Annotated in this window: 24 protein-coding genes; 8 read left to right on the top strand and 16 right to left on the bottom strand. The window is 46.8% G+C overall.

Going from position 1 to position 24,829, the window contains the following annotated elements:
- The first annotated feature begins 3 nt into the window (after positions 1-3).
- On the top strand, positions 4-1,857 hold the full coding sequence (locus ABNS04_RS08215) for an ABC transporter ATP-binding protein (protein WP_272978253.1): 1,854 nt from the start codon (positions 4-6) through the stop codon (positions 1,855-1,857).
- Here ABNS04_RS08215 and ABNS04_RS08210 read toward each other — a convergent pair.
- From ABNS04_RS08210 to ABNS04_RS08200, 3 genes are all read right to left on the bottom strand, one after another.
- Positions 1,787-3,016, bottom strand: a complete 1,230-nt coding sequence (locus ABNS04_RS08210) for an EAL domain-containing response regulator (RefSeq protein ID WP_272978247.1) — start codon at positions 3,014-3,016, stop codon at positions 1,787-1,789. The genes ABNS04_RS08215 and ABNS04_RS08210 overlap by 71 nt on opposite strands.
- 98 nt (positions 3,017-3,114) lie before the next feature.
- Positions 3,115-3,918, bottom strand: coding sequence for a mechanosensitive ion channel family protein (locus ABNS04_RS08205; RefSeq protein WP_272978248.1), 804 nt, complete (start codon positions 3,916-3,918; stop codon positions 3,115-3,117).
- A gap of 12 nt (positions 3,919-3,930) precedes the next feature.
- The gene (locus ABNS04_RS08200; protein WP_272978249.1) at positions 3,931-4,932 is read right to left on the bottom strand and encodes a hypothetical protein; all 1,002 of its coding nucleotides are present in this window, start codon (positions 4,930-4,932) and stop codon (positions 3,931-3,933) included.
- Between the two features lie 210 nt (positions 4,933-5,142).
- On the opposite strand from ABNS04_RS08200, the gene ABNS04_RS08195 reads away from it, so the two are divergent.
- Complete coding sequence (locus tag ABNS04_RS08195) at positions 5,143-5,607, top strand: Hsp20 family protein (RefSeq protein WP_006954656.1); 465 nt, start codon at positions 5,143-5,145, stop codon at positions 5,605-5,607.
- A gap of 77 nt (positions 5,608-5,684) precedes the next feature.
- Here the strand turns inward: ABNS04_RS08195 and ABNS04_RS08190 are convergent, their stop codons facing one another.
- From ABNS04_RS08190 to recQ, 3 genes are read right to left on the bottom strand one after another with little or no spacing between them, the layout of a single operon-like run.
- Complete coding sequence (locus ABNS04_RS08190) at positions 5,685-8,519, bottom strand: bifunctional diguanylate cyclase/phosphodiesterase (RefSeq protein WP_348671345.1); 2,835 nt, start codon at positions 8,517-8,519, stop codon at positions 5,685-5,687.
- Between the two features lie 4 nt (positions 8,520-8,523).
- Positions 8,524-8,781: a DUF3630 family protein gene (locus tag ABNS04_RS08185; RefSeq protein ID WP_006954659.1), complete on the bottom strand. Its 258-nt coding sequence runs from the start codon at positions 8,779-8,781 to the stop codon at positions 8,524-8,526.
- Positions 8,774-10,615: a DNA helicase RecQ gene (recQ, locus tag ABNS04_RS08180; protein WP_006954662.1), complete on the bottom strand. Its 1,842-nt coding sequence runs from the start codon at positions 10,613-10,615 to the stop codon at positions 8,774-8,776. The genes ABNS04_RS08185 and recQ overlap by 8 nt, the downstream gene beginning before the upstream one ends.
- An 84-nt stretch (positions 10,616-10,699) precedes the next feature.
- Between recQ and ABNS04_RS08175 the strand changes: the two genes are divergently transcribed.
- Positions 10,700-11,155 carry a thioesterase family protein gene (locus ABNS04_RS08175; RefSeq protein WP_272978251.1) on the top strand — a complete coding sequence of 152 codons (456 nt, stop codon included), beginning with the start codon at positions 10,700-10,702 and terminating at the stop codon, positions 11,153-11,155.
- A gap of 15 nt (positions 11,156-11,170) precedes the next feature.
- Positions 11,171-12,100 (top strand): EamA family transporter RarD, encoded by a 930-nt coding sequence (gene rarD / locus ABNS04_RS08170; RefSeq protein ID WP_006954666.1) that lies wholly within the window; start codon positions 11,171-11,173, stop codon positions 12,098-12,100.
- Here the strand turns inward: rarD and ABNS04_RS08165 are convergent.
- From ABNS04_RS08165 to ABNS04_RS08130, 8 genes are all read right to left on the bottom strand, one after another.
- A complete protein-coding gene (locus tag ABNS04_RS08165; protein WP_006954667.1) occupies positions 12,093-12,515 on the bottom strand; it encodes an OsmC family protein in 423 nt (140 codons plus the stop codon). The two genes, rarD and ABNS04_RS08165, sit on opposite strands and share 8 nt — an antisense overlap.
- A gap of 62 nt (positions 12,516-12,577) precedes the next feature.
- Positions 12,578-14,752 carry a DNA helicase II gene (gene uvrD, locus ABNS04_RS08160; RefSeq protein ID WP_348671343.1) on the bottom strand — a complete coding sequence of 725 codons (2,175 nt, stop codon included), beginning with the start codon at positions 14,750-14,752 and terminating at the stop codon, positions 12,578-12,580.
- 69 nt (positions 14,753-14,821) lie between these two features.
- Positions 14,822-15,529, bottom strand: a complete 708-nt coding sequence (locus ABNS04_RS08155) for an HAD-IA family hydrolase (protein ID WP_006954672.1) — start codon at positions 15,527-15,529, stop codon at positions 14,822-14,824.
- The gene (locus ABNS04_RS08150) at positions 15,526-16,434 is read right to left on the bottom strand and encodes a tyrosine recombinase XerC (RefSeq protein ID WP_006954674.1); all 909 of its coding nucleotides are present in this window, start codon (positions 16,432-16,434) and stop codon (positions 15,526-15,528) included. Before ABNS04_RS08150 ends, ABNS04_RS08155 begins: the two co-directional genes overlap by 4 nt.
- The gene (locus ABNS04_RS08145) at positions 16,421-17,116 is read right to left on the bottom strand and encodes a DUF484 family protein (protein ID WP_006954675.1); all 696 of its coding nucleotides are present in this window, start codon (positions 17,114-17,116) and stop codon (positions 16,421-16,423) included. The genes ABNS04_RS08150 and ABNS04_RS08145 overlap by 14 nt, the downstream gene beginning before the upstream one ends.
- Positions 17,113-17,940: a diaminopimelate epimerase gene (gene dapF, locus ABNS04_RS08140; RefSeq protein ID WP_006954677.1), complete on the bottom strand. Its 828-nt coding sequence runs from the start codon at positions 17,938-17,940 to the stop codon at positions 17,113-17,115. Before dapF ends, ABNS04_RS08145 begins: the two co-directional genes overlap by 4 nt.
- Positions 17,941-17,944: 4 nt before the next feature.
- Positions 17,945-19,198, bottom strand: coding sequence for a diaminopimelate decarboxylase (lysA, locus tag ABNS04_RS08135; RefSeq protein ID WP_272977399.1), 1,254 nt, complete (start codon positions 19,196-19,198; stop codon positions 17,945-17,947).
- Positions 19,179-19,358 (bottom strand): lipoprotein, encoded by a 180-nt coding sequence (locus ABNS04_RS08130; RefSeq protein WP_006954679.1) that lies wholly within the window; start codon positions 19,356-19,358, stop codon positions 19,179-19,181. The genes lysA and ABNS04_RS08130 overlap by 20 nt, the downstream gene beginning before the upstream one ends.
- Positions 19,359-19,447: 89 nt before the next feature.
- Here ABNS04_RS08130 and hemC point away from each other — a divergent pair, with 89 nt between their 5' ends.
- The 4 genes from hemC to ABNS04_RS08110 are packed head-to-tail and all read left to right on the top strand — an operon-like array spanning position 19,448 to position 23,408.
- Positions 19,448-20,380 (top strand): hydroxymethylbilane synthase, encoded by a 933-nt coding sequence (gene hemC / locus ABNS04_RS08125; protein WP_272977398.1) that lies wholly within the window; start codon positions 19,448-19,450, stop codon positions 20,378-20,380.
- The gene (locus ABNS04_RS08120; RefSeq protein ID WP_272977397.1) at positions 20,364-21,089 is read left to right on the top strand and encodes a uroporphyrinogen-III synthase; all 726 of its coding nucleotides are present in this window, start codon (positions 20,364-20,366) and stop codon (positions 21,087-21,089) included. The genes hemC and ABNS04_RS08120 overlap by 17 nt, the downstream gene beginning before the upstream one ends.
- Positions 21,082-22,236, top strand: a complete 1,155-nt coding sequence (locus ABNS04_RS08115) for a uroporphyrinogen-III C-methyltransferase (protein WP_272977396.1) — start codon at positions 21,082-21,084, stop codon at positions 22,234-22,236. Before ABNS04_RS08120 ends, ABNS04_RS08115 begins: the two co-directional genes overlap by 8 nt.
- Positions 22,233-23,408 (top strand): heme biosynthesis HemY N-terminal domain-containing protein, encoded by a 1,176-nt coding sequence (locus ABNS04_RS08110; RefSeq protein ID WP_272977395.1) that lies wholly within the window; start codon positions 22,233-22,235, stop codon positions 23,406-23,408. Before ABNS04_RS08115 ends, ABNS04_RS08110 begins: the two co-directional genes overlap by 4 nt.
- Here the strand turns inward: ABNS04_RS08110 and ABNS04_RS08105 are convergent, their stop codons facing one another.
- Both ABNS04_RS08105 and ABNS04_RS08100 read right to left on the bottom strand, forming a co-directional pair.
- Positions 23,409-23,990 (bottom strand): YceI family protein, encoded by a 582-nt coding sequence (locus ABNS04_RS08105; protein WP_006954690.1) that lies wholly within the window; start codon positions 23,988-23,990, stop codon positions 23,409-23,411.
- A 14-nt stretch (positions 23,991-24,004) separates the two neighbouring features.
- Positions 24,005-24,541, bottom strand: a complete 537-nt coding sequence (locus tag ABNS04_RS08100; RefSeq protein WP_272977394.1) for a cytochrome b — start codon at positions 24,539-24,541, stop codon at positions 24,005-24,007.
- Between the last annotated feature and the right edge of the window lie 288 nt (positions 24,542-24,829).

Raw genomic sequence — 24,829 nt, 5'->3', positions numbered from 1 at the left:
ATGTTGTTTAAATGGTTTGAAAATCGTATCAACCCGTTTCCCGAGGAAGAGCCAACGCAACCGCCGAAAGGCTTTTTTGCGTTTTGTTGGCACTTTACTAAAGGCTCAACGCCCTATTTACTGATGACTGCGCTCTTTATGGCTGGAATAGCCATCGCAGAAGTTTGGCTTTTCGGTTTTTTAGGGCAAATTGTCGATTGGCTGTCGCAGCAAGATCGCGAAACAATTTTTCAAGATCAGTTCATACCTTTAGTGTGGATGAGCGCACTCGTCCTTATCGGACTACCCTTGTTGGTTTGGGTGCACTCCATGCTGACTCACCAAACACTGCTCGGTAACTTTCCTATGCGCATTCGTTGGCAGGGACATCGTTATTTAATGAAGCAGTCGATGAGCTATTATCAGGATGAGTTTGCTGGTCGGGTCGCAACCAAGCTGATGCAAACCTCGTTAGCTGTCAGACAATGTATCATGTCGTTTATTGAGATCATTAACTACGTAGTGGTCTATTTTATTGGCATGTTCTTTATTATTGGTTCCGCCGATTGGCGTCTCATGTTACCACTCGCAATTTGGCTCGTACTTTATGGGATCTTGTTGCGCTATTATGTTCCAAAACTGGGACAGGTTTCCGCTTTACAAGCAGATGCACGCTCGGTGATGACGGGACGTATTGTCGATTCCTACACCAATATCCAAACCGTCAAACTGTTCTCCCATGCACAACGTGAAGCACGGTTTGCTAAAGAGGGGATGAGCGAGTTTTTAACCACCGTCCATGCGCAAATGCGCCTCGTCACGCAACTCTACGGCTTTCTATATTTTATCAACTGTGGACTATTATTCGGCTCTGCTGCGACCGCCATCGTCCTGTGGAGAGGCGACTGGGTCACCTTGGGTGCCGTGGCGGTTGTCATTGGTTTAGTACTGCGCTTGTTCGGTATGTCACAAATGGTCATGTGGCAACTATCAACGCTGTTCGAGAGCATCGGCACCGTACAAGATGGTATTGGCTCACTCGCCGTTCCCCAGCGTATTGTTGATAAACCCGATGCCAAACCGTTAAACGTACCGCACGGTAACATTCGGTTTAACCATGTCAGCTTTCACTATGGAAAAGGCTCCGGTGTAATGGAAGATTTCAATCTAGACATTAAACCGGGTGAAAAAATTGGCGTTGTCGGTCGCTCGGGGGCGGGCAAGTCGACGTTGGTTAACTTATTACTGCGTTTTTACGATGTAGAAAAAGGTGCCATTACGATTGATGGTCAAGATATTAGCCAAGTACAGCAAGACACGCTGCGCGCTAATATTGGTATGGTCACGCAAGATACATCTCTACTGCATCGCTCCGTGCGCGACAATATCCTCTATGGCCGCCCCGACGCCACCGAAGAAGAGCTGTTACTCGCGGTAAAACGCGCGCATTGCAATGAGTTCATCGACCAACTCGAGGACTCAAAAGGACGACGGGGACTCGAGGCGCATGTTGGTGAACGCGGCGTTAAGCTCTCGGGTGGACAGCGTCAACGTATTGCCATAGCGCGGGTAATGCTCAAAGACGCGCCGTTACTTATTTTAGATGAAGCAACATCAGCGCTCGACTCTGAGGTTGAAAATGCTATTCAAGATAACTTGTATCAACTGATGCAAGGTAAAACCGTCATTGCTATCGCGCATCGTTTATCCACTATCGCTGCGATGGATAAACTGATCGTAATGGATAAAGGTCAGATTATTGAGCAAGGTAGTCACGAGCAGCTACTTGAGCAAGATGGCCTCTACGCTAAACTCTGGCGTCACCAGTCAGGTGGCTTTCTACCTGAGACACTTGATGAAGAGGCCACTCAATATTAAAAGCGCTCTCAATGGGTTGCGGTTTTGCAAAGCGGAAGCCTTGCATGACACCGCAGCCCATCTGAGTTATTAACTGTTCTTCTTCTACGGTCTCTACACCTTCAGCAACCACTTCCATATTAAGCTCTTTAGCAAGCTGCATAGAAGAGCGAATAACCGCTTGCGCAGAGTTATCTTTGACGGCGTCCTGAACAAAGGAACGATCAAGCTTAAGCTCTTCAAACGGTGTGTGCTTCAACCGATAAAGCGATGAGTACCCTGTTCCAAAATCATCAATGGAGAGACGGAAACCCGCTAGATGTAAACGTGCTAAAACCTCTAAAACATTAATTCGATCATGAGCTAAGCGAGACTCTGTTACTTCAATCACGATACGAGACGGAGAGACATTATATTCACGCAGCAGGTCGATCAGCATGTCCGGCAGGTGACGATCGCTAAGGCTCTCGATACTGAAGTTGACCGAAACGCTGACCTGCTCATCAAAGGCGTGAAACTGTTTAAAGTCGCTCAAGACAGTCTTTAAAAAGGTCAAACTCAGCTCACTGATAATACCAAACCGCTCAGCAACAGGAATAAACGTAGCTGGCGATAAAACCTGATCAGTTTTTTTATCGCGCCAGCGCGCCAAAGATTCAAAGCCAACCACCCGATTATCCTTCACATCAACCTTAGGTTGATAATAAGGGACCAACGCACCACTTCGAATGCCTTTGATAATCTGATTTGCTGATAACGAATATATAGAGTGAGGCTGTGGTGCAGGTTCATTAATCGGTCGCGCCATCAGCATGCGGACCACCTGATTGGGCGTAACGGGCTTGGTTAATCCCCCTAGAACTGAGTAGCCAAGTGAGCGAGCCAATTGCTGAACAACATCTAGCACTCGACTATCGTTGCCGCTGATAAATCCAATATCGCCTTCATAATGGGTTTCTGTTAAAAACCGTACAAATTGAAGACCATCCATATCCGACAAACGGAGGTCACATAAAATTAGGTCCGGGTGTTTACTGTGTTCAACTTCATGCAACACCTCAAACCCGCTTTCAAATCGCGTGACCGATGTAATACCTTGTTTAACTAAAATGCTCGAAAGGTGTTCCGCGGTAACCGCATCGTCCTCAAGAATTAATACATGCTGGTAGTTTGAGTTCATAATTGAGGTTCCGCAGCTTTATCGATGTGCGCCCTGCTAACTAATTGAGTCTTTAGTTTTACATTAATCACTCAAAAACGGATTAAACCCTTAAAAAATTAGTTCACTTTTGCGGTTTCAACTTTGGCAAACTCTATCTTCAAGTCGAGCAAACGTTGTTTACCACGAAGACTCAAGTCAGTGATGAACTTAAATTGCTGTCGCGGATCAACAGGGTATGCTTTCAAGCGATATCGTGTGCCCCACGGCTCATCGTTTACAGTAACCACAACAGGCTTGTGAATTTGTAGGTAGGGACTTGTCAATGCTATTTGCTCCAATGCCTCTTTTACCACCAAACCATCAGATTCTGGCGTCAAAAAAAACTCTGCCACACACATCAACGATGGACCGCCGTTATTGGCATTGAGCACCGCATGTTGCCAAATTTTCTCATGTGGCATCGCAACGACCGTATCATCGGGCGTGACCAACTCGACGGTACGCAATCCTATGTGGGTCACCTCACCATAAACGCCGTCAATGGTCACCCAGTCACCGGGGCGATAAGGCATTTCGTGAATCGCAACGACTCCCGCTATCAAGCTCGACACATAATCTTTAATCGCAAAGCCAATAGCTAACCCAAGCGCTCCCAAGGCTGCGACCATATTTTTTAGCGTCGGCTCTATAAAAATTGGCACAAGCATAACTAACGCGACGATTACGACAACTAAGCGAATCAAAGGAATCAGCGCCAACGTGTACAAGCGTTGTTTACTATGAAGTAAGTTGGCTAGACGAGGCAGTAATCGCTGACTCAAAAATACAATAAGCCACGCGATTAGGATGATCGCAACAACTTGCAGAGCTGCGTTTGAATCAACCGTCTTAAACAAGTCGGAAATTTTTTGTGTGTCCATAAAATCCTACCCCTAACACGATGTCCAATTAAAGTCGCGTTGCGCTAAAAACTGCTTAGCGGCTGGGTAACCGAGTTCAGTGACCGACCACTGATCATCCTGATACCTCACAATTCCGTGACTACGCAATAAGTTTAGACTGTGCTCAATAAGGTTGGGCGCAATACTGTTAAGCACTTCTCCTAATAAAAACGTGCTAAGCCCACCGTGTAAAAGTAGTGCATAAATGACAAACGTTGATGTTTCACCATGAGCGGTTGGCACCTGAGGCATTTCAAGTACAATTTCAGTTTGTTCAGCCGCGACAGCAAAAGCGTTACGATAAGCCGCCGCAATGCCCGGGTGACCCTCACTCACCGCAACCAGACGTTTAGCATGCGCTCGACTCACAGCGATGCGACTGGTCACCATAGACTCAGTATCGAAAGGTCGTAACGTTAACGCCTGGCGATTGATCCCGCCATGAGTCTTCTCTAAGTAGTAATATAACCAGCTGCCACAAATGACAAGCCCCGGTGATTGAGGCGTCTGAAGCGTTTTTCTCAAAAAGTTTTGCAACCAACGTATACCAAGAGGATGCCGAACAAAACCGTGCGATAAATCGTCCACCACCCAGGGTTCAGACGGTATATTTAACTCATCAACCGAACTTGAAGTCAGTAATGAGTCACGCTGAGGCATTGATACGGGTTGCCAGCCGTTTTGATTAGCCCATTTTCGTATCACACTCCAAGCTGGAGATGCCGGTGCGAGTACTAGCCAAGTAACACGTGGATCATCTTGATTCTGCTGGTCCAATAGCGTGTTTAGCGAATCCAGTAAAGGTTGCTCATCAAACTTAAATTCGACGCCTTTCGGTTCCTCCTCTGCCGAGTTTGCGGTGGATACTTCGACGCGGCTCGGCCTGAGTGTTTGCAGCATCTTCTGCCACCAACGCTTTGCCAACATCGTTGTCGGCACACTGGGCGTTTCGTATTCGTTGAGTTCAATCCATCGCCAAAGGTTTTTGTCCACAGCTGTACTCGTTAGTTCATCTTAGTTTCATTTAAAAGGGTTGGTTGCCAAGATGCAATTTTTTTCTTTCTCTACTTGAATTAGCTTACGCCTGTCCCTATTTAGAAATTAAGGGTGAGGTCTCAAAGAGAGTCACCCTCAGCAAAGGCGACAACGATTTGTGCCTTTTTATTGAAAATTAAAATGTTATTGCTTCTAAGGAGAATGACTATGGCTACTATAGATTTAAGTCCTCTGTATCGCAGCAGCGTAGGTTTTGATCGTATGGCATCACTACTCGACGCAGCACTTCGTTCTGACACCAGTGCGAGCGGTTACCCTCCATACAACATTGAGCGTGTGGCAGATAATCAATATGCGATCACTATCGCAGTCGCGGGCTTCGAAGATGACGATTTAGAAATCGAAGTCGAGAACGGTGTACTACGCGTTACTGGCAAGAAAGCAGAAGAAAACGAACAACGTGAGTATCTGCATCGAGGTATCGCAAACCGAGCATTCGAGCGTAAATTCAGCCTTGCAGAACACGTCGAAGTAACGGGTGCAGCACTTAAGAATGGGTTGTTAACTATTGGGTTAGTAAAACGCATTCCTGAAGCGATGAAACCTAAGCGTATCGATATTGGTAGTTCGCCAAAAGAACTACTCGAGAATCGAGTTAAAAGCGAAAGCTAGTCTATTTTGTTTTCCCTGGGCAAAATAGTACAAGTTGAACAGAGGGCAGCATAAAGCTGCCCTTTTTCTTTGCATCATTACCAGCACGTCGGCTTACCACAGGCAAAGCCTTGTAAGTAGTCAACCTGGGCTTTCGTTAACAACGCTCGCGTTTCATCATTTTCTACTCCGACTGCGGTCACTTCAATATTATTAATTTGCGCTAAACGAATGCAGCTGTTTACCAACTCAGCATCAGTCGGGTCTAGCAACATATTTTGAACCCAAAATCGATTCACTTTTATCTGAGTCAGAGGTAAATACTTGAGCAAACGAAAGCTATTGAAGCCAGTACCAAACTGATCGATAGCCGTACCAAAACCTAAGTGATTTAACTCCTTGAATAGGCGATACGTCTCCTCAAATCGATCGTTTGCGATAGGTTCCGCAACTTCAAACATCAACTGTTTGGGTTGAATATTCGAGTGCGCTACCATCGACTCAATGAAGTTTATAAAGTCTGCATCCTCTAAGCTCTGCTGTGATAAATTCACATGACAACGCCAAGTACGTGTTGCTTCAAAGGGTTGTTCTTCGAAACGTTCTATAAGCTCGCGAAACAGCCAACGATCCGCCTTTCCCATAATCCCCGCTTGTACCGCGGCGTTTAGAAACTGCTGCGGAGCAATTGCTTCATCGGGCTCTAGTGCATCGTCATTGGGTAATCGCAACAAGATTTCATAACAGTGTTTATCCTGCTCGAGTGATGCGCTTAATATGGGCTGCCGAAATACTTGCCAGTCTTGGTTGACTAAGGCACTACGAAGCCGATCCTCCCAACGCCGCTCTTCGCTTGTTTGCAGCCGGCGATGATCGTCCGCTGTAGCACTGTACACTTTAAAGTCACCCAACTGCTGAGCAATTTTTTCTGCATCGTGCGCCTGTCGAATGAGCCGTTCTGCTATACGCAAATGCGCATCTTTAGCAACGGCCATGCCTGCGTTTGCCGTAAACTGGAAAACGCGACCCTCGGTGCTATACCTAAACTCCCGTACAATTTGCACAAGCTGATAGCAAAGCGCGAAGACCGCTTGCTCATCATCCGGTCCGAGAATAGCAATACCATTCACTGGGTAACGCGCAAGCCGCATTGTTTGCGGAGTTTTCTTCTTCATTTGCAGAATAAGTTGTAATAATGCCTGATCTCGATGTTGTCCTCCAACCTGATCACAGAGCACGTCGAAGCCTTTAATATCGATCAACATCACCGTACATGGCTTTTGCTTGTCGAGCTTCGCCTGGAAAATTCGCTTAAACTCTTCAAAGTTAAGCAAGCCTGTTAACGAGTCATGTTTGGCCAAATAGTTGAGTTGCATTTCTGCATCGATTTGTTTGGATACATCCATCACGTGGCCCAAACCATCTGGATAGATGGATACCGAAAACCAACGCCGTTGACCACTAATTAACGTGATATTCACCAACTGTTGCCAGTGCTCACTGCGACCTGGCTCGCGCCAGCTTAAAGCAGCTTCACCGAAAAGCTCTTCAGCACTGGGCCAATGTTGCACCAACATGCTTTTATTTGAACATCCCAGCATAGAAAGAAAAGGCTTGTTGGCACGGATCCACTGCATCTTTCTATCCAGCTCAAACCAACCCTCTGAGCTACGCTGCTGAAACAGTCGCATACGTCTGCGAATAGTTAGATTCGCCGCTTTTAAACGATGAACTTTGTGGGCAAGTTGCTCGGATATACGCTCGAAGTTGGCAATCAATAACGCCAAGAGTGTTGCTGTCATCGCACAATATACGACAATGGTATTCTGACCAACCCAGGTTGAAGACATTCGCGGCCATGTTATCAGTAAGCTGAGAACGGTTAGCACAGTGAGTAGGGAGGCTTCCCAAAAGATGCGGTTGCGCGCGCGGCTCGATGTAATAAAGAACATCGCTAATAGGGCGGTAAGCATCAACGCTGAATTTTGCGCCGCCAGCCACCAAGCGCTCCTTAGCATAGGAGCCCATGGCTGCAATACCGCACTAACGATGAACACTAAGGTAATCAACTTTAAGCCGCGTACAATTTGCGATTGACGCGCTAGCCGACTAAATAACTCAACACATGCCCACCCCAGAACAACCAATAACCATTGTTGCGAATAGGGCATTAATAGTTGTGCAATACTGGGCTTTAACGGCGAGAAATAGGTGATCCAAAGACCACTGTGCAATAACACGACGAGTATGAGAGTGACGCAAACACACGCAATACTCAGCTGAAGACGTCTCCGATTGCCTCGAGTCATACTAAATGCTGCAACAGCGATCAATACCATCAATCCCACATTAATACCCAATGCAGTTTGTTTTTGTTGCAGATGGAGCTGTAATGAGCCGGGATTCCAAAGCTGTATTGGATTGACATATTCGGGAGGGGTTTCGACAGAGACGAGCAAACGTACTGTAGTGCGAGCCGGCACTTCTATGGGTAACATCATTTGTTGTGCAAGGTACGGACGCTGAATCAGGCCATCTTTAAAGCGAACATCAGCCGAATCAATGACTTCTTCATTCCGATTTATCACAAATACTTGTGCGTATTTGACGTAAGAACCGCCAAGATCAACGACAAAAGCCTGATTGATAGCACTGCGATTGTAGAGCGTTGCCAACCCCCATACCGTTGTGTCGTTGTTTGCTTGCGCGCTTTGTTTTAGCGCTTCGAAAGACTGCCAGTATCGGGCACGATTAATATCGAGCTGCTGTAGAGACGTATTCGCTGGCAACACGCGAAATGTCATGTGCTGCGAAAGAAGCAGACGGTCGGTTTGCGCCGAAACAGTAACGATATCGCTCGCTGAAGCATGGCTACCTATTAACATCAGAGCCCATATCACCAATAAAAAGCCGCTCTGCCTAGCGAATTTCATGATATTACAATTTCCTGACTTGTGCTTCGATCCATTGCTCTGTTCCCTCAAGTGGCACTAACCACGCAGCATCGCACAATGACGAGTAATGCAATAACCAATGTTTGCCATCTATCGCAAGACGCCAGCTCCATAAGTCTGCACTGCATTCTCGTTCCTTAATCGTTGCATTTATACGTTGAGTTACCAAGGTTAACCACGCATTAATTTCCTGGTCGGTATCATCTTTCGGAAGCCTCGGTAGTGTGACGGTCTCATCCATCCAATACATCCTTCTCCGAACTGAGTGTAAGAAATGACTCTATCTCATCAATGAACGCCTCGCCATAACGCTCCAATTTGACCTGACCAACACCACTAATCACCAACATTTCTGGAGCTGAAGTTGGATATTTCTGACACATTTCTACCAAACTATTATCATTAAATACAACAAACGGCGGAACGCCCTCCCGATCGGCGATGTCTTTACGCAATTTCCTTAAACGTCTAAACAGCACTTTATTGTAGTCACCTCGGTCAGTGATTTTGCTTTGACCCGACGTCAAATTAAGACGAGGCTTAGCCAGTTCAAGCGTATTTTCGCCGCGCAGTATGGGACGCGCTTCTGCTGTTAACTGCAGGGCTGCATGTCGGCGGATATCTTGTACCAAAAAGCCACGGTGAATCAACTGACGGAGTATCGAATACCAGTATTCATGTGTCTGATCACGACCCAACCCATAAGTACTGAGCTCGTGGTGTTGGTGTTCAAGTACCTTTTGATTTTTTGAGCCGCGCAACACTTCGACTACATGAGAAATACCAAACTGCTGACCAACCCGATAAACGCAACTTAATGCTTTTTGTGCATCTTCAAGCGCGTCAAAACGCGTTGGCGGATCGAGACACAAGTCACAGTTACCACATTCTTTTTCAGAAAACTCATTAAAATAATTGAGCAGTACTAAACGCCGACAAGTTTGGGCTTCTGCCATCGCTTGCATTGCAGAAAACTTTTGACGTTCTACGATCCCCCGATGCTCATTATCATGCTCATCTAGAATGCGCCGTATCCATTGCGCATCACTTGGGTCGTATAATAATAGTGCTTCCGCTGGCAAACCATCACGGCCAGCTCGGCCGGTTTCCTGATAATAGGACTCAATGCTACGCGGAATATCAAAGTGAATGACATAACGGATGTTGGGTTTGTTGATACCCATACCAAAGGCGACTGTCGCGACCACCACATCCAAGTCGTCGCGTAAAAACTGTCTTAATGTTGTCTCTTTCAGTTCACTCGCGAGACCTGCGTGATAAGGTGCTGCTCGAACGCCTGCATCTTGTAAGCTCTCGGCAATGTCTTCGGTCTTCTTGCGACTACCACAATAAATGATACCTGCTGCGCCTTTCTGCTTGCGTACGTAGTCTTTGACCTGCTTAAAAGGCTTATACTTATCTTGCACGACATAGCGAATATTCGGTCGGTCAAAGGAGCTACGGTGACAATAGGGTTGTCTTAGTCCTAACCGTTCGATGATATCTTGTTGCGTTGCCGCATCCGCCGTAGCAGTCAAAGCCATAAAAGGAACATTAGGTAATACGTGACGTAGCTGACCTAGTTGACCGTACTCGGGTCGAAAGTCATGCCCCCACTGACTGATACAATGCGCTTCGTCGATCGCAATAAACTGAGGTTGGTATGTTTGCAAACGCTCAATAAACGCAGCTTGCAACGCTCTCTCCGGACTTACGTAGAGTAAAGATACTTCGCCATTTTGTAAGCGTCTCAATACGTTCAAGGCTTGTTCAGAAGATAGACCCGAGTGCAACGCCTCAGCCGCAACACCCATTGCCTGTAATGCCTCGACCTGATCTTGCATCAATGACAACAACGGTGAAATAACGACCGTCAGCCCAGGTTGATGAATTGCGGGTAACTGATAGCAAAGTGACTTTCCACCGCCTGTTGGCATCAACACAAGTGTGTCTCGCCCTTCAAGCAGTTGCTGGATGACAGCTTCTTGACCCGCTCTAAATTGGGTATACCCAAAAACGTTGGCTAGCGTCTGCTGCAAGCTAGATGTTGTCGGCTGAGCTTCACTTAACGTCATAATAAAATCGGCTAGCTGTTATTGACTTAATGATTCGCATCACTCTATTGTAAGCGTCCTAGCCTCTTTGCACCATGATAAATAATGAATACCCAAGAAATTCTCACACGCGTATCTGCTTTTATGAACGAACAAGTACCTTTTCAAAAGTTACTTGGCTTTGAAATTACCGAGTTCACACCCGAGCGCGGCCAAGTGAAGTTTCGTTGGCAAGATCCACTCATGGGTAATGTTCCACAACGCATGTTACACGGCGGTGTAACCGCAACCGCCCTTGATACTGCCGGTGGATTGGTCGCTATCGCTGGCATGATTGAACGTTTACAGGAACCTTCAAAGCATTACCTGATGGAACGGTTGAGTCGGTGTGGCACAATTGATCTTCGCGTCGACTACCTGCGTCCCGGTCGGGGTAAAGAATTTATTGCAAATGCATCGATAATCCGTTCAGGCAACAAGGTTGCCGTGGCGCGAATGGAACTTCATAATGAAGACGGTACGCATATCGCCTTTGGTACAGGCACTTATCTCGTCGGGTAATCACTAGGTAACATCATGACCGAAGATGCTGTTCGAGCGCGTCAGGGCGTTTTCTTCGCGCTGGCCGCCTATTCATTTTGGGGTTTCGCACCCATCTATTTTAAATCAGTCCAACAAGTGCCGGCGTTCGAAATCCTGGCACATCGAATTATTTGGGCGTTTATATTAGTTTTTATCCTCATCGTAGGCTTAAAACGACTGAATCGTTTAAAGCCGATTATCCGTTCACCAAAAATGATGTTTCGTCTTACTGTCGCCACCTGTCTATTGGGGGGTAACTGGTTTCTATTTATATGGGCGGTTAATGCGAATCATATGTTAGATGCAAGTTTGGGTTACTACATTAACCCACTGCTCAATGTCGCCATTGGCATGGCTTTTTTCCAAGAGAAGATGAGACGGTTACAACTATTTGCTATTGGGTTAGCCATTGTTGGTGTGGGAATACAAGTCGTTACATTTGGCTCAGTGCCTTGGGTGGCGCTCGCTTTAGCGAGCAGCTTTGCGATCTATGGCGCGATAAGAAAGCGTTTGCCTGTCGATTCGATTTCGGGTCTATGGTTAGAGACGACATTGCTTGTGCCGGTCATGTTGGGATATTTACTGTTTTTCGCAGACTCACCCAGTGCTGATATGACAGCCAACTCATGGCAACTTAACGTGTTGCTGATGGCCGCAGGGTTAGTTACGACGATCCCGCTCCTTTGCTTTACGGCGGCGGCGCAACGCATTCGCTACGCAACACTCGGTTTTTTCCAATATATCGCACCGAGTCTGATGTTTATTCTTGCCGTGAACTTGTATGACGAACCGTTAGCAGAGAGTAAGCTCATTACTTTTGTGATTATTTGGAGTGCGTTGGCGCTATACACCTTTGACTCGGTGATACAGCGCCAGCGAAACCGCCGTCTGAAAAAGTCAGCGGTACAGGAGCCGATTAGTTAAGCGTTGCTTCCATCGTGATTTCTGCATTGAGAAGTTTGCTGATAGGACAGCCTTTCTTGGCTTCTTCAGCGAGCTTCTCGAACTCGTCCTGCTCAATACCTTCAATATCGGCTTGCACTGTTAAGTGAATCTTATCCACTTTGAAACCACCGTCAGCTTCAACTAAGCTCACTTCAGCTTTTGCATCAATCGAGTTAGGCTCATAACCGGCCTCGCCTAGCATCAGCGAAAAAGCCATCGCGTAACAGCCTGAATGAGCAGCGCCGATCAGCTCTTCAGGGTTAGTACCTTTGCCTGATTCAAAGCGGCTTTTGAACGAATACTGTGTTTCATCCAAGATGCCACTTTGAGTTGATACAACACCTGAACCTTCTTTGATACTTCCTTTCCAAACTGCGTTTGCACTGCGTTTCATAATAACTTCCTCATTAATGAGAGTGTATTATGGCTTACGCGCATAACGCGAATGTCGATCAACTAACTGATAGATGGTTCAAGTTTGGCATAAGCAACCACAAGCCACTTAGTCCCTACTTGATCGAAATTTATTTGGATACGGCTTTGCGGACCTGTGCCTTCATAATTGAGCACGGTTCCATCACCGAACTTCGCATGACGCACGCGCTGTCCCAACGAAAATCCAGTTTGCTCAAAGGCCTCATGACTTGCACCGGTATTGAAGCGTCCATAACTTGTCGGCTTTTGTACCTGAGTTTGCAAGCGCACTTCATGCAGAGCATCTGCTGGCATCTCGCTAATAAAGCGACTCACTTTGTGGAAAAAGTCTTGTCCATAAATACGCCGCTGTTCGGCGTATGTGATAACTAACTTTTGCATCGCTCGTGTCATACCGACATAGCACAACCGACGCTCTTCTTCTAAGCGTCCTGGTTCGTCCATCGACTGCTGCGAAGGAAATACGCCTTCCTCAACGCCAGTCATAAAGACCATCGGAAATTCGAGCCCTTTCGCACTGTGTAGCGTCATCAGCTGAACCGCATCTTGGTATTCATCGGCTTGCTCTTCACCGGCTTCCAACGCCGCGTGCGCTAAAAAGGCATTAAGCGGTGTAAGATCTTCTTCAGTGTCGTCTTGAGTAAAGTTTTCGCAGGCACTGACTAACTCTTTCAAGTTCTCAACTCGTGTTTCCGCTTTCTCACCTTTTTCGGCCTCGTACATCGCCAGCAAACCAGAGCGTGATATCACTTCATTGCTTAAACGACCCAGAGTGAAGTCTTCCGTTTCATCGTCAGTGGTATTGATAAGTTCGATAAAGCTCGCCACTGCATTGCGCGCTCGACCCGCTAGTTGCTTTTCATCTACAAGCTGGGTCGCCGCCTGCCAGAGAGATTTCTTCTGTTCTCGAGCCGTCTGCCGGATGATGTCTAAGGTACGATTGCCAATACCGCGCGTCGGTGTATTAATGACACGCTCAATCGCCGCATCATCATCACGATTACTAACTAAACGTAAATAAGCGAGTGCATCTTTGATTTCTTGCCGTTCGAAGAATCGCAAGCCACCATAAATTCGGTAGGGAAGACGCGCATGCAGTAGCGCTTCTTCAAGTACGCGTGACTGCGCATTGCTGCGATACAACAGCGCTACGTCCTGTAAGGCACCACCTTGATCGCGCCACTCCTCAATACGACCCACGATATAGCGTGCCTCGTCCATTTCATTAAACGCAGCATAGAGGCTAATAGGCTCGCCCTCATTGCCTTCTGTCCAAAGATCTTTGCCAAGTCGGTCTGAATTATTTGCGATCACTGAGTTCGCGGCACGCAATATATTTCCGGTCGAACGATAATTTTGCTCAAGACGAATAGTCATAGCTGCAGGGTAATCGTCTAAAAACTGCTGGATATTCTCAACCCGAGCACCGCGCCAACCATAAATTGACTGGTCATCATCGCCGACAATGGTGACGATATTATCTTGCCCAGAAAGCAAACGAATCCAAGCATACTGAATCGAGTTAGTATCCTGAAACTCGTCTACGAGGATATGGCGGAAGCGTTTTTGGTAATGTTCCCGCACGGTTTTGTTATCACGCAGTAGCTCATGCGCACGCAAAAGCAGCTCGGCAAAATCAACTAGACCGGCACGGTCACAACTCTCTTGGTATGCCTCGTAAATCTGTTTTAAGGTTTGTTCGGTGGGATCAAAGGTTTCAATATGCTGTGCCCTTAAACCTTCGTCTTTTTTACCATTGATATACCATTGCGCTTGTTTTGCTGGCCAGCGCTTTTCATCCAAATTCATTGACTTAATTAAGCGCTTAACCAAACGTTGTTGATCGTCACTATCCAATATTTGGAAGTTTTGCGGTAAGCCTACATCCATATAGTGCGCTCGCAACAGACGATGGGCGAGACCATGGAACGTACCTATCCACATATTTCTGACCGATGAACCGAGGAGTTGCTCAACACGACCTCGCATTTCCGAGGCAGCCTTGTTAGTAAAGGTCACGGCTAAAATACTGTAAGGAGAATAACGACGTTCTTGAATCAGCCAAGCAATTCGGTGCACTAATACCCGAGTTTTACCACTACCGGCGCCAGCCAATACCAGCATAGGCCGATCATCAGCGCTTACCGCCGTGGCTTGCTTCTCATTTAAACCGGAAATTAACGGGTGCGTGCTCATGCATGACTCCTTGGCTAACTGAATGAGGCTCAGTGTAATGATCCAATACTGTATAAGCAACCAGTTATCTTAAAGGAGTAATGCGCTAAGTTCCTGTAAGTCATCAATGGTCACCGTTGGCAATACGCGCAACTGGTGTGAGCGTCCTAAGCCACTGGTTAACCAAACACTTTGCATTCCAGCACGTTGAGCACCGAAAACATCCGACTGCGGCGAGTCACCAACGTGCAAAATAGCCTCGGGTGCGCAATTCATTGCCTGCTTTACGTACTCGAACATGTCAGTATTGGGTTTGCCACGTAAATCATGGGTCGGTTGTAAGGCAAGTTTAAAGTAGTGCCCAATTCCGACGCGCTTAACATCGGCATTGCCATTACTTACAGCCACTAAGCTATACCGAGATGCTAATTGGTCGAGCAAGTCATGTACTTCTTCGCTGACACTAAAGTCGCTTCGAAAAGCAAGGAACGCATCCATAATCTCATCGGTTACCGTGTCCGCATCATCGATCTCAAGTTCACGAAAGCCTTGTAGCAAAGTGGCACGACGCAGCGCAGTCATATTGTCTGCTAGGGCATCATCGCGTCGCATTAAGTCCAACCGGCGCTGCCGCCAGTGCTCAATATCCCACTCTCGCGTCTCAGGCACACGTTCAGTGATGAGCGAATGGGTGCGCTCCTCAGTACGTTTAATAATCGGAACGTTGTCGTATAAAGTATCGTCTAAATCAAAACTAATGACTTTAGGCGGATGAAAGCGTCGATGGAAACGTATCATGAGGACTTCTTACCTTTAGTTGCACGAGGATGAGCCGAATCGTAAACTTCTGCCAATCGTTTAAAGTCCAAGTGAGTATAGACTTGCGTAGTCGACAGGTTCGCGTGCCCGAGTAACTCTTGTACGGCTCTTAGGTCGCCACTGGATTCCAACATGTGTGAAGCAAAAGAGTGGCGCAATTTGTGTGGATGTAAATTACCCACCACGCCTTGCTGTTTTCCCCAAAAATTGAGCCGTTGCTGCACGGTTCGCTGACTAATACGTTGGTTACGCTGACTAATAAATAGCGCGACCTCGGGACGCATAGCCAACCAATTGGCCCGTACTTTCAGCCAACGCTGTATCGCTTTTATAGCGATCTTACCCACAGGGACAATTCGTGTTTTGCTTCCTTTACCAACAACGCGCAGCTGTCCATAGCGAAGGTCGATACTATCCATATCTAAGCTCACTAACTCAGCTAAACGTAAGCCGCTCGAGTAAAGCAATTCCATCATCGCGGAATCTCGGATCGCTAATTCATCATCGAGGGGAAGTTCCAATAAATGTGAAATACTATCGACATCAAGGTTTTTAGGTAGCCTTTTAGGGATCTTAGGTGCCTTTAGGCCACTGAGGGGATCATCATTTAAATGTTGATAGTCAAGCATGTACTGCACAAAGGTTCGCCATGCAGATAGTTTAAGCGCAATTGAACGTTCGCCGAGACCATCTCGGCGCCACCCCACAAGTAGTCGTTCAAAAATCGAGCGAGTCAATTGATGGGCATGCTCGACACCTTGTCGGTCGAGCTGCTCAATATCGATCCCCGTCAGGCGTTGATAGTTTTTAATCGTCAGCTGAGCTAACCCACGCTCGCCTTCAAGTTGTTGCAACCAACGATGCTGAATCTCATGCAGCTTCATGATCAACGAGCAAGCGAGGCAATAAGGCGCTTAACAAGGCTTGTAATTGATTAATTAACAAAGGATCCATTGCTGGCTCAAAGTGGTCCGCTTGGCTACTGCCGACCGCAAACATGCCGACTTCACCTTGATCACCGAGTGACATCAGCGCGACTGAATGAACCGCTTCATCTTGAAATAACAGCTTGCGTTCTTGTTCAGTTAAGCGTCCAAGATAGATAGGACTCTCCTCAAAGCGCTTACTCAATAACTGACGGTGAGTATCTGCCGCAAAAACTAATTGATCGCTGACTTCGATGGGGCTATCGAATACTTTCAATGTTAGGGCCGATAAACCTAAATCATCTTCAAATGTGTCACTTAAAGCATCGAGCGCCTGCTGTAGAGTCCGGCAATTTAGTAATTGAACATACAATTTACTATAGGCTTTAAAAATGGCCTCGTTACGCCTTGCATTAATCATTAATTCGGTTATTTCTTCTTCCAACTGATTAACGCGCTCACGTAGCTTCTGTTGTTGACGTTCGACTAACGATACCGAGCCTTTACGTTCGTGAGAAACTGACAGACGACTGAGTAAATCATCATGTCGTTCGAAAAAGTCGGGATTTTGTTCCAAATAGGCTCGAATAAGGGTGTCATCAATGACAGGTGTATCAAGCGCTTGTTTGTTATCGTTCATATCACCATTTGTCCATCAAAAATAAGTGTTGCAGGTCCTGTCATTTTTACCGACTGACCCGCCTGCCAACGAATAGTCAACTCGCCACCGGGCAGCGTAACTTTAACTTGGCGCTCCAGTTTGTCTTGCTGCATTCCAATGACCGCGGCGGCACAAGCTCCGCTACCACAAGCTTGAGTCTCACCGACACCACGTTCAAACACACGTAATTTTATCTGCTGACGCGAGACAATCTGCATAAAGCCCACATTGACGCTTTCAGGGAAGCGCTCATGCTGAGCAATTTTTTCACCTAATGACGCGACCGGAGCGGTATTTACATCGTCCGTTTCGATAACGCAGTGTGGATTTCCAAGCCCCATTACACCACACAACACGGTCTCATCGGCGACTCTCAATACATAGGTATGCTCGGGTTTCTGAGCTTTAAAAGGGACACTGGCTGGCTCAAACATGGGCTCACCCATTTCGACCGTTACTTGGCCATCCTTTTCTATGTGCAAAACCATCGTGCCGGCTTTGGTACTCACTTTTAGGTGATTTTTATTTGATAAACCTTTCGCTTTAACAAATTTAGCAAAGCATCGCGCCCCATTACCGCATTGTGCGACCTCGCTTCCATCAGCGTTAAAAATGCGATAGTGAAAATCGAGATCAGGGTCATATGGCGGCTCGACCAATAGCAGTTGATCGAACCCGATACCACGGTGCCTGTCTGCCCACTGCTTAATTTGCTCAGGATTCACATAAAAGTTCTGTGTGACATTATCGATGACAACAAAGTCATTACCTAATCCGTGCATTTTTGAGAACTGCAGTAACATCATTCTACTCCTCAGCGATAAGCCGCTCACCGCGGATCAGATCATCGAATGTTTCACGCTCACGTATTAACCATGCTCGGTCGTTTTCAACCAAGACTTCAGCAGGTCGTACACGCGTATTGTAATTTGACGCCATAGTAAACCCATAAGCCCCCGCGTGCTTTATAGCAATAAGGTCATCGGCGTTTACATTGAGATGGCGCGCATGGCCCAAAAAGCAACCTGTTTCACAAACAGGGCCCACAACATCTACGATGCCATCCGCAACCCCGGTCAACTCACGTACAGGCACAATATCGTGCCATGCTTGATAAAGCGAAGGACGCATCAGGTCGTTCATTCCCGCATCGACTAACACAAACTGTTTGTCATCTGAGCGCTTTATGTATTCAACTTTACTAATCAACACGCCAGCGTCCCCAACGATTGCACGTCCTGGTTCCAACATTAACGTGAGCTTAGGGTAGTCGTGAGCTAGATCAATAACACCTTGAAGATAATTTTCTAAATCGAGGGTTGCGTGGCCTTCATAATCGACACCGAAACCTCCTCCTAAATCAAGGTGTGAAAGTTCAATTGCCTCTTCTTGCAGTCTTTCTAAGAGCTTAAACATACGCTTTGCTGCATCTAAAAAAGGCGCATCAGACATAATTTGTGAACCAATATGGCAGTCTGCACCTAACAGCTCGATATGGTTAAGCGTATGAGCTCTACGAAAAACTGCCATAGCATCATTTATGGCTATCCCAAACTTATTAGCTTTTAAACCTGTCGAGATATAAGGGTGTGTTTTAGCGTCAACATCGGGATTGACGCGCAGAGACACGGGAGCACGTGTTTTTAGCGCCCGAGCAACTTGCTCAATCCGCTCTAGCTCTGCTGCAGACTCAACGTTAAAACATGCAATGCCTTTTTCGAGTGCGAAACGAATCTCTACTTCTGACTTGGCGACGCCCGAAAATACCACCTGATTAGCGGATCCACCGGCTGCTAACACACGCTTGAGCTCGCCTCCTGAAACAATATCAAACCATGCACCGTGTTGAGCAAGTAGTTGCAATATAGCCAAGTTGCTGTTCGCCTTAACCGCGTAGCACAACTTATGCTGACTCGGCCAAAACGCACGAAACTTTTGCCAATTCGCTAAAATTTGGCTTTTTGAGTAAACATAAAGTGGCGTACCAAATTGCTCAGCTAACGCTGAAAGGTTGTTAGACTCTATATGAAGCTGTCCCGCTTTATAACTTAACTGACTCATCGGCGTTACTTGGTTGTTGTGGTTGTGGTTGCTGTTGGTTTTTTTCAGGCATTGGCGCTGGTTGCAGAGGTCCTTTTTGACCACAAGCGGCTAGGGCGCATACACTGGAGAAAACGATACACAGTTGAATCAATGGCTTGGTTACATTTCGCTTAAACATCGCTAAACTATATCTTTATATTGAATATGCTCGTGGCGCCTATCATCGCACCACCAAAGCGAAATGTCATTAAGTAGTAAGGGGTAGACATGTCAAAGACGGTAAGAATTGCTACGCGCAAAAGTAAACTCGCCATGTGGCAGGCGGAACATATACAAGCTCGTTTAGCGTCGCTCTATCCAGAGCTCACAATTGAGCTTGTACCCATGTCGACGCGCGGCGATATTATCCTTGATACACCTTTAGCTAAAATCGGCGGTAAGGGCTTATTCGTAAAGGAACTTGAAGCAGCGATGTTAGAAGGCAGAGCCGACCTCGCGGTACATTCTATGAAAGATCTTCCGGTTGAGTTCCCTCCTGGACTAGAGCTGCACACTATCTGCGAGAGCGAAGACCCTCGCGATGCCTTTGTCTCTAACCACTACCAATCATTGAATGAATTGCCAGAAGGCGCTGTTGTTGGAACCTGCAGTCTGCGCCGTCGTTGCCAGATTAAAGAGCGTTTTCCACATTTAATAATCAACGATCTACGCGGCAATGTTCAAACGCGCTTACGCAAACTGGATGAAGGTCAGTTTGATGCGATTATTCTAGCTGCTTCAGGTCTTATACGATTAGAGCTCGGTGAACGTATTACATCATTTATCCCCGTTGAAGATTCATTGCCAGCTAATGGCCAAGGCGTATTAGGTATTGAAGTACGTAGCGATGATGACGAGATAAAAGCGCTGCTCGAACCACTGCAGTGCTCTACGACACGTTATCGCGTATTAGCCGAGCGTGCGATGAATCGTCGACTTCAAGGCGGCTGCCAAGTACCTATTGGCGCGTTTGCAGTGGTGGATGGTGATCACCTCAGTTTACGAGGCTTGGTCGGCGATCCAGACGGTGTCGAGGTCATCCGAGAAGAAATCCAAGGTCCTGTCGAACAAGCCGAGGCGCTGGGTATCGAACTCGCGGAGAAGCTACTCGCACGGGGTGCAGGAGAAATTTTGAAGGCGGTGTATGACCAGCACGACTAAGGCGCTGATATTACAACCCGATGACTCTAGACAGCGTATTATCGGTGCGTTGTCGGAGTCAGCAATTCAATTCACACAACACAGTTTTATTGATATCGAGCCTATTAGCGTAAAGCCGCTTGTAAACCCGGACTACGATGGTGTGATTTGGATAAGCAAAAATGCTGTCAAGTTTGCGGCAGACGCCGGCTTTCGTTTTCTGCCCCAAACGTCAATGTTTGCAGTGGGACCAACAACGGCTCGACTGGCTGCCAATACGTTCGGCATTTCCGCATACTGTCCGACATATAAACATGATAGTGAGTCATTACTAGCTCTGCCAGAAATGGTTAATGTCGATAATCAAAAATGGCTTATTATCAAAGGTGAGAAGGGCCGAGATTTACTATTCGATACGTTGCGAGCACGAGGCGCTACTGTCAGTAGCATTGATGTATATCGACGAGTAAAACGGCCATTAAATGACGAAACGCAAGTGACGCAGTGGATGAATACAGTTAATCTAATTGTAGTGACAAGCGCAGAGCAGTTAGGCTATTTTTTATCCAGCCTGCCTCGAGAAGCTGGTGGATGGCTATCCCGTTGCGATTGGATTGTTCCGAGTGAACGCTTGAGAGACCTAATTCCCTTTGTTGCAGCAGACACTATCACCGTGACTGGCAGTGCAACTGAGAGCAAGATGATTGAGGCGATAATAAAACATGGATAACGATAAGAACGAAACCCCAGAAACGGCGGCCGATTTAGCAACAGAGTCTAATCAGGCCACTTCATCAGACCCACACAAGTCGCCTAAACGATCACGCTCGCGACTTAAAAGTGCTATTTATTGGCTGTTGCTTATTTCAGTAATAGGTCTGGCTGTTTGGATTTATTTAAAGCAGCCATACAAACAATTACCATTTTGGCCGGAATCTGAAACACAGACTCAAGTAAAAGAGCCCGTCATAGAATATGCGCGTCAGGCAACCGTCGCCCGCACTCAGAAGCAACTTGAACAGCTGCAGACCGAACTGCAACAGGCGAAGCGTCAGATTGAACAAAACTCAGACAACCGTGAACAAACTCAGCTCAATCGACGCCTGAACCAGATAGAACAGGAACTCAACCGGCAACAACAAACGTTGCAACAATTAGCTGATCAGCTACCTCAACAACAGGCCGAGCGTATACGTGAGTGGCGTTTGTTTGAAGTCAAGCAAACCTTAGCGGCAGCAGCTCGCTCAGCGATTTTTAATGCCGACGCACAAACCGCACTTCAACTTCTTGATATTGCCAGTCAGCAATTAGCAGGTATTGAATCATCAGGAGCCTTGCAAATTCGCCAGGCAATCGAAGAGGACAAGCAAGCCTTATTGGAGTACCAACAGAGCGATGCAACGCAATGGGTCGTTGAACTTGCGGCAGCAAAACGCCAAGCCCTCTCGCTAGCAAATAAAACACCGACCCATGATTTCGCAAGTGAAAATAGACAAACCAAAGAACCGACCAATTGGCGCGAACATCTTGCTTATAACTGGCGTGCCTTTATGGATAATTTTTTCCGTATTCAAAAGTCGACTGACTCTATAGAGCCCGTTATATCAAACGAAGCCATCACCCTTAAACAGCAACAGCTCGATTTGACGCTTAGCGTTGCAGAAAATGCCGCATTAAAAGGTCAAGTTGAGCTAGCCAAAACCAAACTGAAAGAAGCGAGTGCATTAATTAGTGACATAAAAGCGGATAGTCCGGCACAACAACGCGTACTGAAGAAGCTAGCGCAATTGGAGGATGGCATTAAACAAGCCGCTGAGCTGCCCGAAGTGTCGTCTCTTTCCGTAGCAGCAAGTCAGCTAGGGGGACGTTTACAATGAAATGGTGGGTGTACGTCCTAGTTGTTTTAATTGCGGGGGCTATTTTAGGTCCGATCTCTGCTGGCAACGCAGGTTATCTGTTAATTAATTTTGCGGGCTATACGATAGAAAGCACCGTTATTGGCTTGGTTGTATTTCTAGTAATCGCGATATTAGCGTTCAGCATAGTTATTGCTGCCATTAGAGCTTTATTAGGTAAGACGCGTGCAGGAAGTCAGTGGTTCTCGCGGCGAAAAGCTAAGAAACTTAAACAGCGAGAAAGGCGAGCTATACTTGCTATGCTAAAGCACGACTACACGTCCGCATTAGTCGATTTCGAGCTTCTCTATAAACAGCAACGTTCTGAGAATTTGGCTGCGCTATTAGCGTTCACCGCAGATAGAGCAGGGGAGCCTGGCAAAGCAAAATATTGGCTCGATACTGCGGGTTCAGACTTCAAGTCGGCGGTGGGTTTTATTTCTATGCAAAGTGAAACTCAGAATAATGGCGATCATCAGCAGCTTTCAATACGCCACGTGGAGAGTCAGCTCGATCGGGGTGAGCTTCCTCCTAGTCAATGGGCTCAGACCATTGAGTTATATAAAACCGAAAAGCGCTTAGATGACTTGCAACCTCATTTGAATCAAATCCAAGAACAAGCAAAGCTCAGCCAACAGGATTATGACCAACTCGTATTATCGGTTTACCTGCAGCACTTTATTCGTATCGCCCATAACGATGCCAAAGCACTATTTAAAGACTGGAAGAGTCTAAGCCGCACACAGCGTAGCACACCGTCTATTCGACTCGCGTACGCAAAGGCACTGAACTACTACGGACAACACGCTGCGTGCACTAAAGTCGTCAAAAAGGGCTTGGAGCGCGGTGAGCTTAATTTGAATGACTGTGTTAATGAACACGTGTTAGTCGGTACCGACCCCAACATCATTGATTGGGTACAATCTCACTTGAAGCGCAAACCTAACGACAGTCAGTATATCCGCGCACTTGCTGTGTTAGCTTTGGGGAACAAAGACTATTCGTTGGCTCAGCGAGCGCTAAAGAAACTTAACGATTTAAATGCGTGCAATAAGGACGATTACATTAGGATGGGTGACGCATACGCTGCGCTAGGTGATAACCGCCTAGCGGCTAATGCTTATAAGCAAGCACTAACCGCTAAAGCGCGCTAATTACTGGCGGACACCCTCAATGGAAAGGTATAGCTCAACTTCTTTGGCCTCAGGGCCTAAGTTGTAATCAATGTTGTAGTCGGCCAATGTCAGGTCGACTTCACCTTCAAAACCACGGCGGAAGCCACCCCATGGATCTTCGCCTGCACCGACCTGTTCTACTTCGATAGCAATTTCTTTGGTTACACCATTCAGAGTAAAGTTGCCGTACAGCGTACCCTCATTTTCATCATCACTATCTGGGACGTAACGTGTACTGACAAAGCTTGCCTCAGGGTATTCTCCCGTGTTTAAAAAGTCGTCGCTACGGAGATGTTTATCGCGTTCCGCATGGTTGGTATCAACGCTCGCTGTATCGATTGTCACTTCAACTGAGGCATTGCCCGGATTCGCCTCGTCGTAACTAAATTTGCCTTCAAAGTCATTGAAGCGCCCTAGCAACCAGCTATAACCTAAGTGTTTAATCTTGAACTGAATAAAAGCGTGTTGACCTTCAGTATCAATGACGTAATCGTCTGCAACCGCGGGAGCTGCTAATACGCTACCTACGATGGCGGATAATGCTAAAAGTTGTGTTTTCATAACTTAGTTTCCTCTTACGGTTTTATCATTCGAATAAGTGTTGAACGTTTATCAATAAAGTGATGCTTTACTGCCATAACGCCATGACCTAGCGCTAGGATCACTAAGACATAAGCGGCATATTCGTGGATGGCACCTGCTAATGTGGCTTGTTGATCTACCTGAAAAGGCAACGCAGGGACGTCAAACCAATCGAAAAAGCTAATAGGTTTGCCTTCACCCGTTGAGATTAAATAACCGCTAAAAACAACCGCGAGTAGACTGATATAGAGTAGTACGTGACCGAGTTTTGCAGCTTTTTTCTCGAGTGCAGAACCATCAATTGTCGGGGTGCCTTTTACAAGCCGCCAAACAACTCTAAAAAGGGTGATGAAGAGTACCAACAAACCTAGGGACTTATGCCACCACGGTGCCGTTGTGTACCAATTAGAGTAGTAGGTAAGATCGACCATCCACCAACCCAGCACAAACAGCCCGAATACAAGCAGAGCACTGCTCCAGTGAATGATGATCATGAGGGCATCATAACCTTTTACCCCTACTTCTCTCATATTTCCTCGCTATTTCGCTGATATGTTGTTGCATGACATCTGAATAATAGTATGGATATATAGAAATAAAAGCAGCCATTTTAGGAGATAACGTTCGATTTATTTGTAGCGTGCGCCTTGGGCGCACGGCTCGGTGTGGATTGTCGCGCACAATGCGCGACGTACGTGGCGCGGTCGTAGCGTGCGCATTCTGCGCACGGCGCGATATGGATTGTCGCGCAGGATGCGCGACGTACGTGACGCGGGCGTAGCGTGCGCCTTGGGCGCACGGCGCGGTGTGGATTGTCG

It is taken from the genome of uncultured Idiomarina sp., from assembly GCF_964010655.1.
Lineage (GTDB): Bacteria > Pseudomonadota > Gammaproteobacteria > Enterobacterales > Alteromonadaceae > Idiomarina > Idiomarina baltica.
Note: the sequence above shows the minus strand (reverse complement) of the source record. Positions and strands in the feature narration are given on the sequence as shown.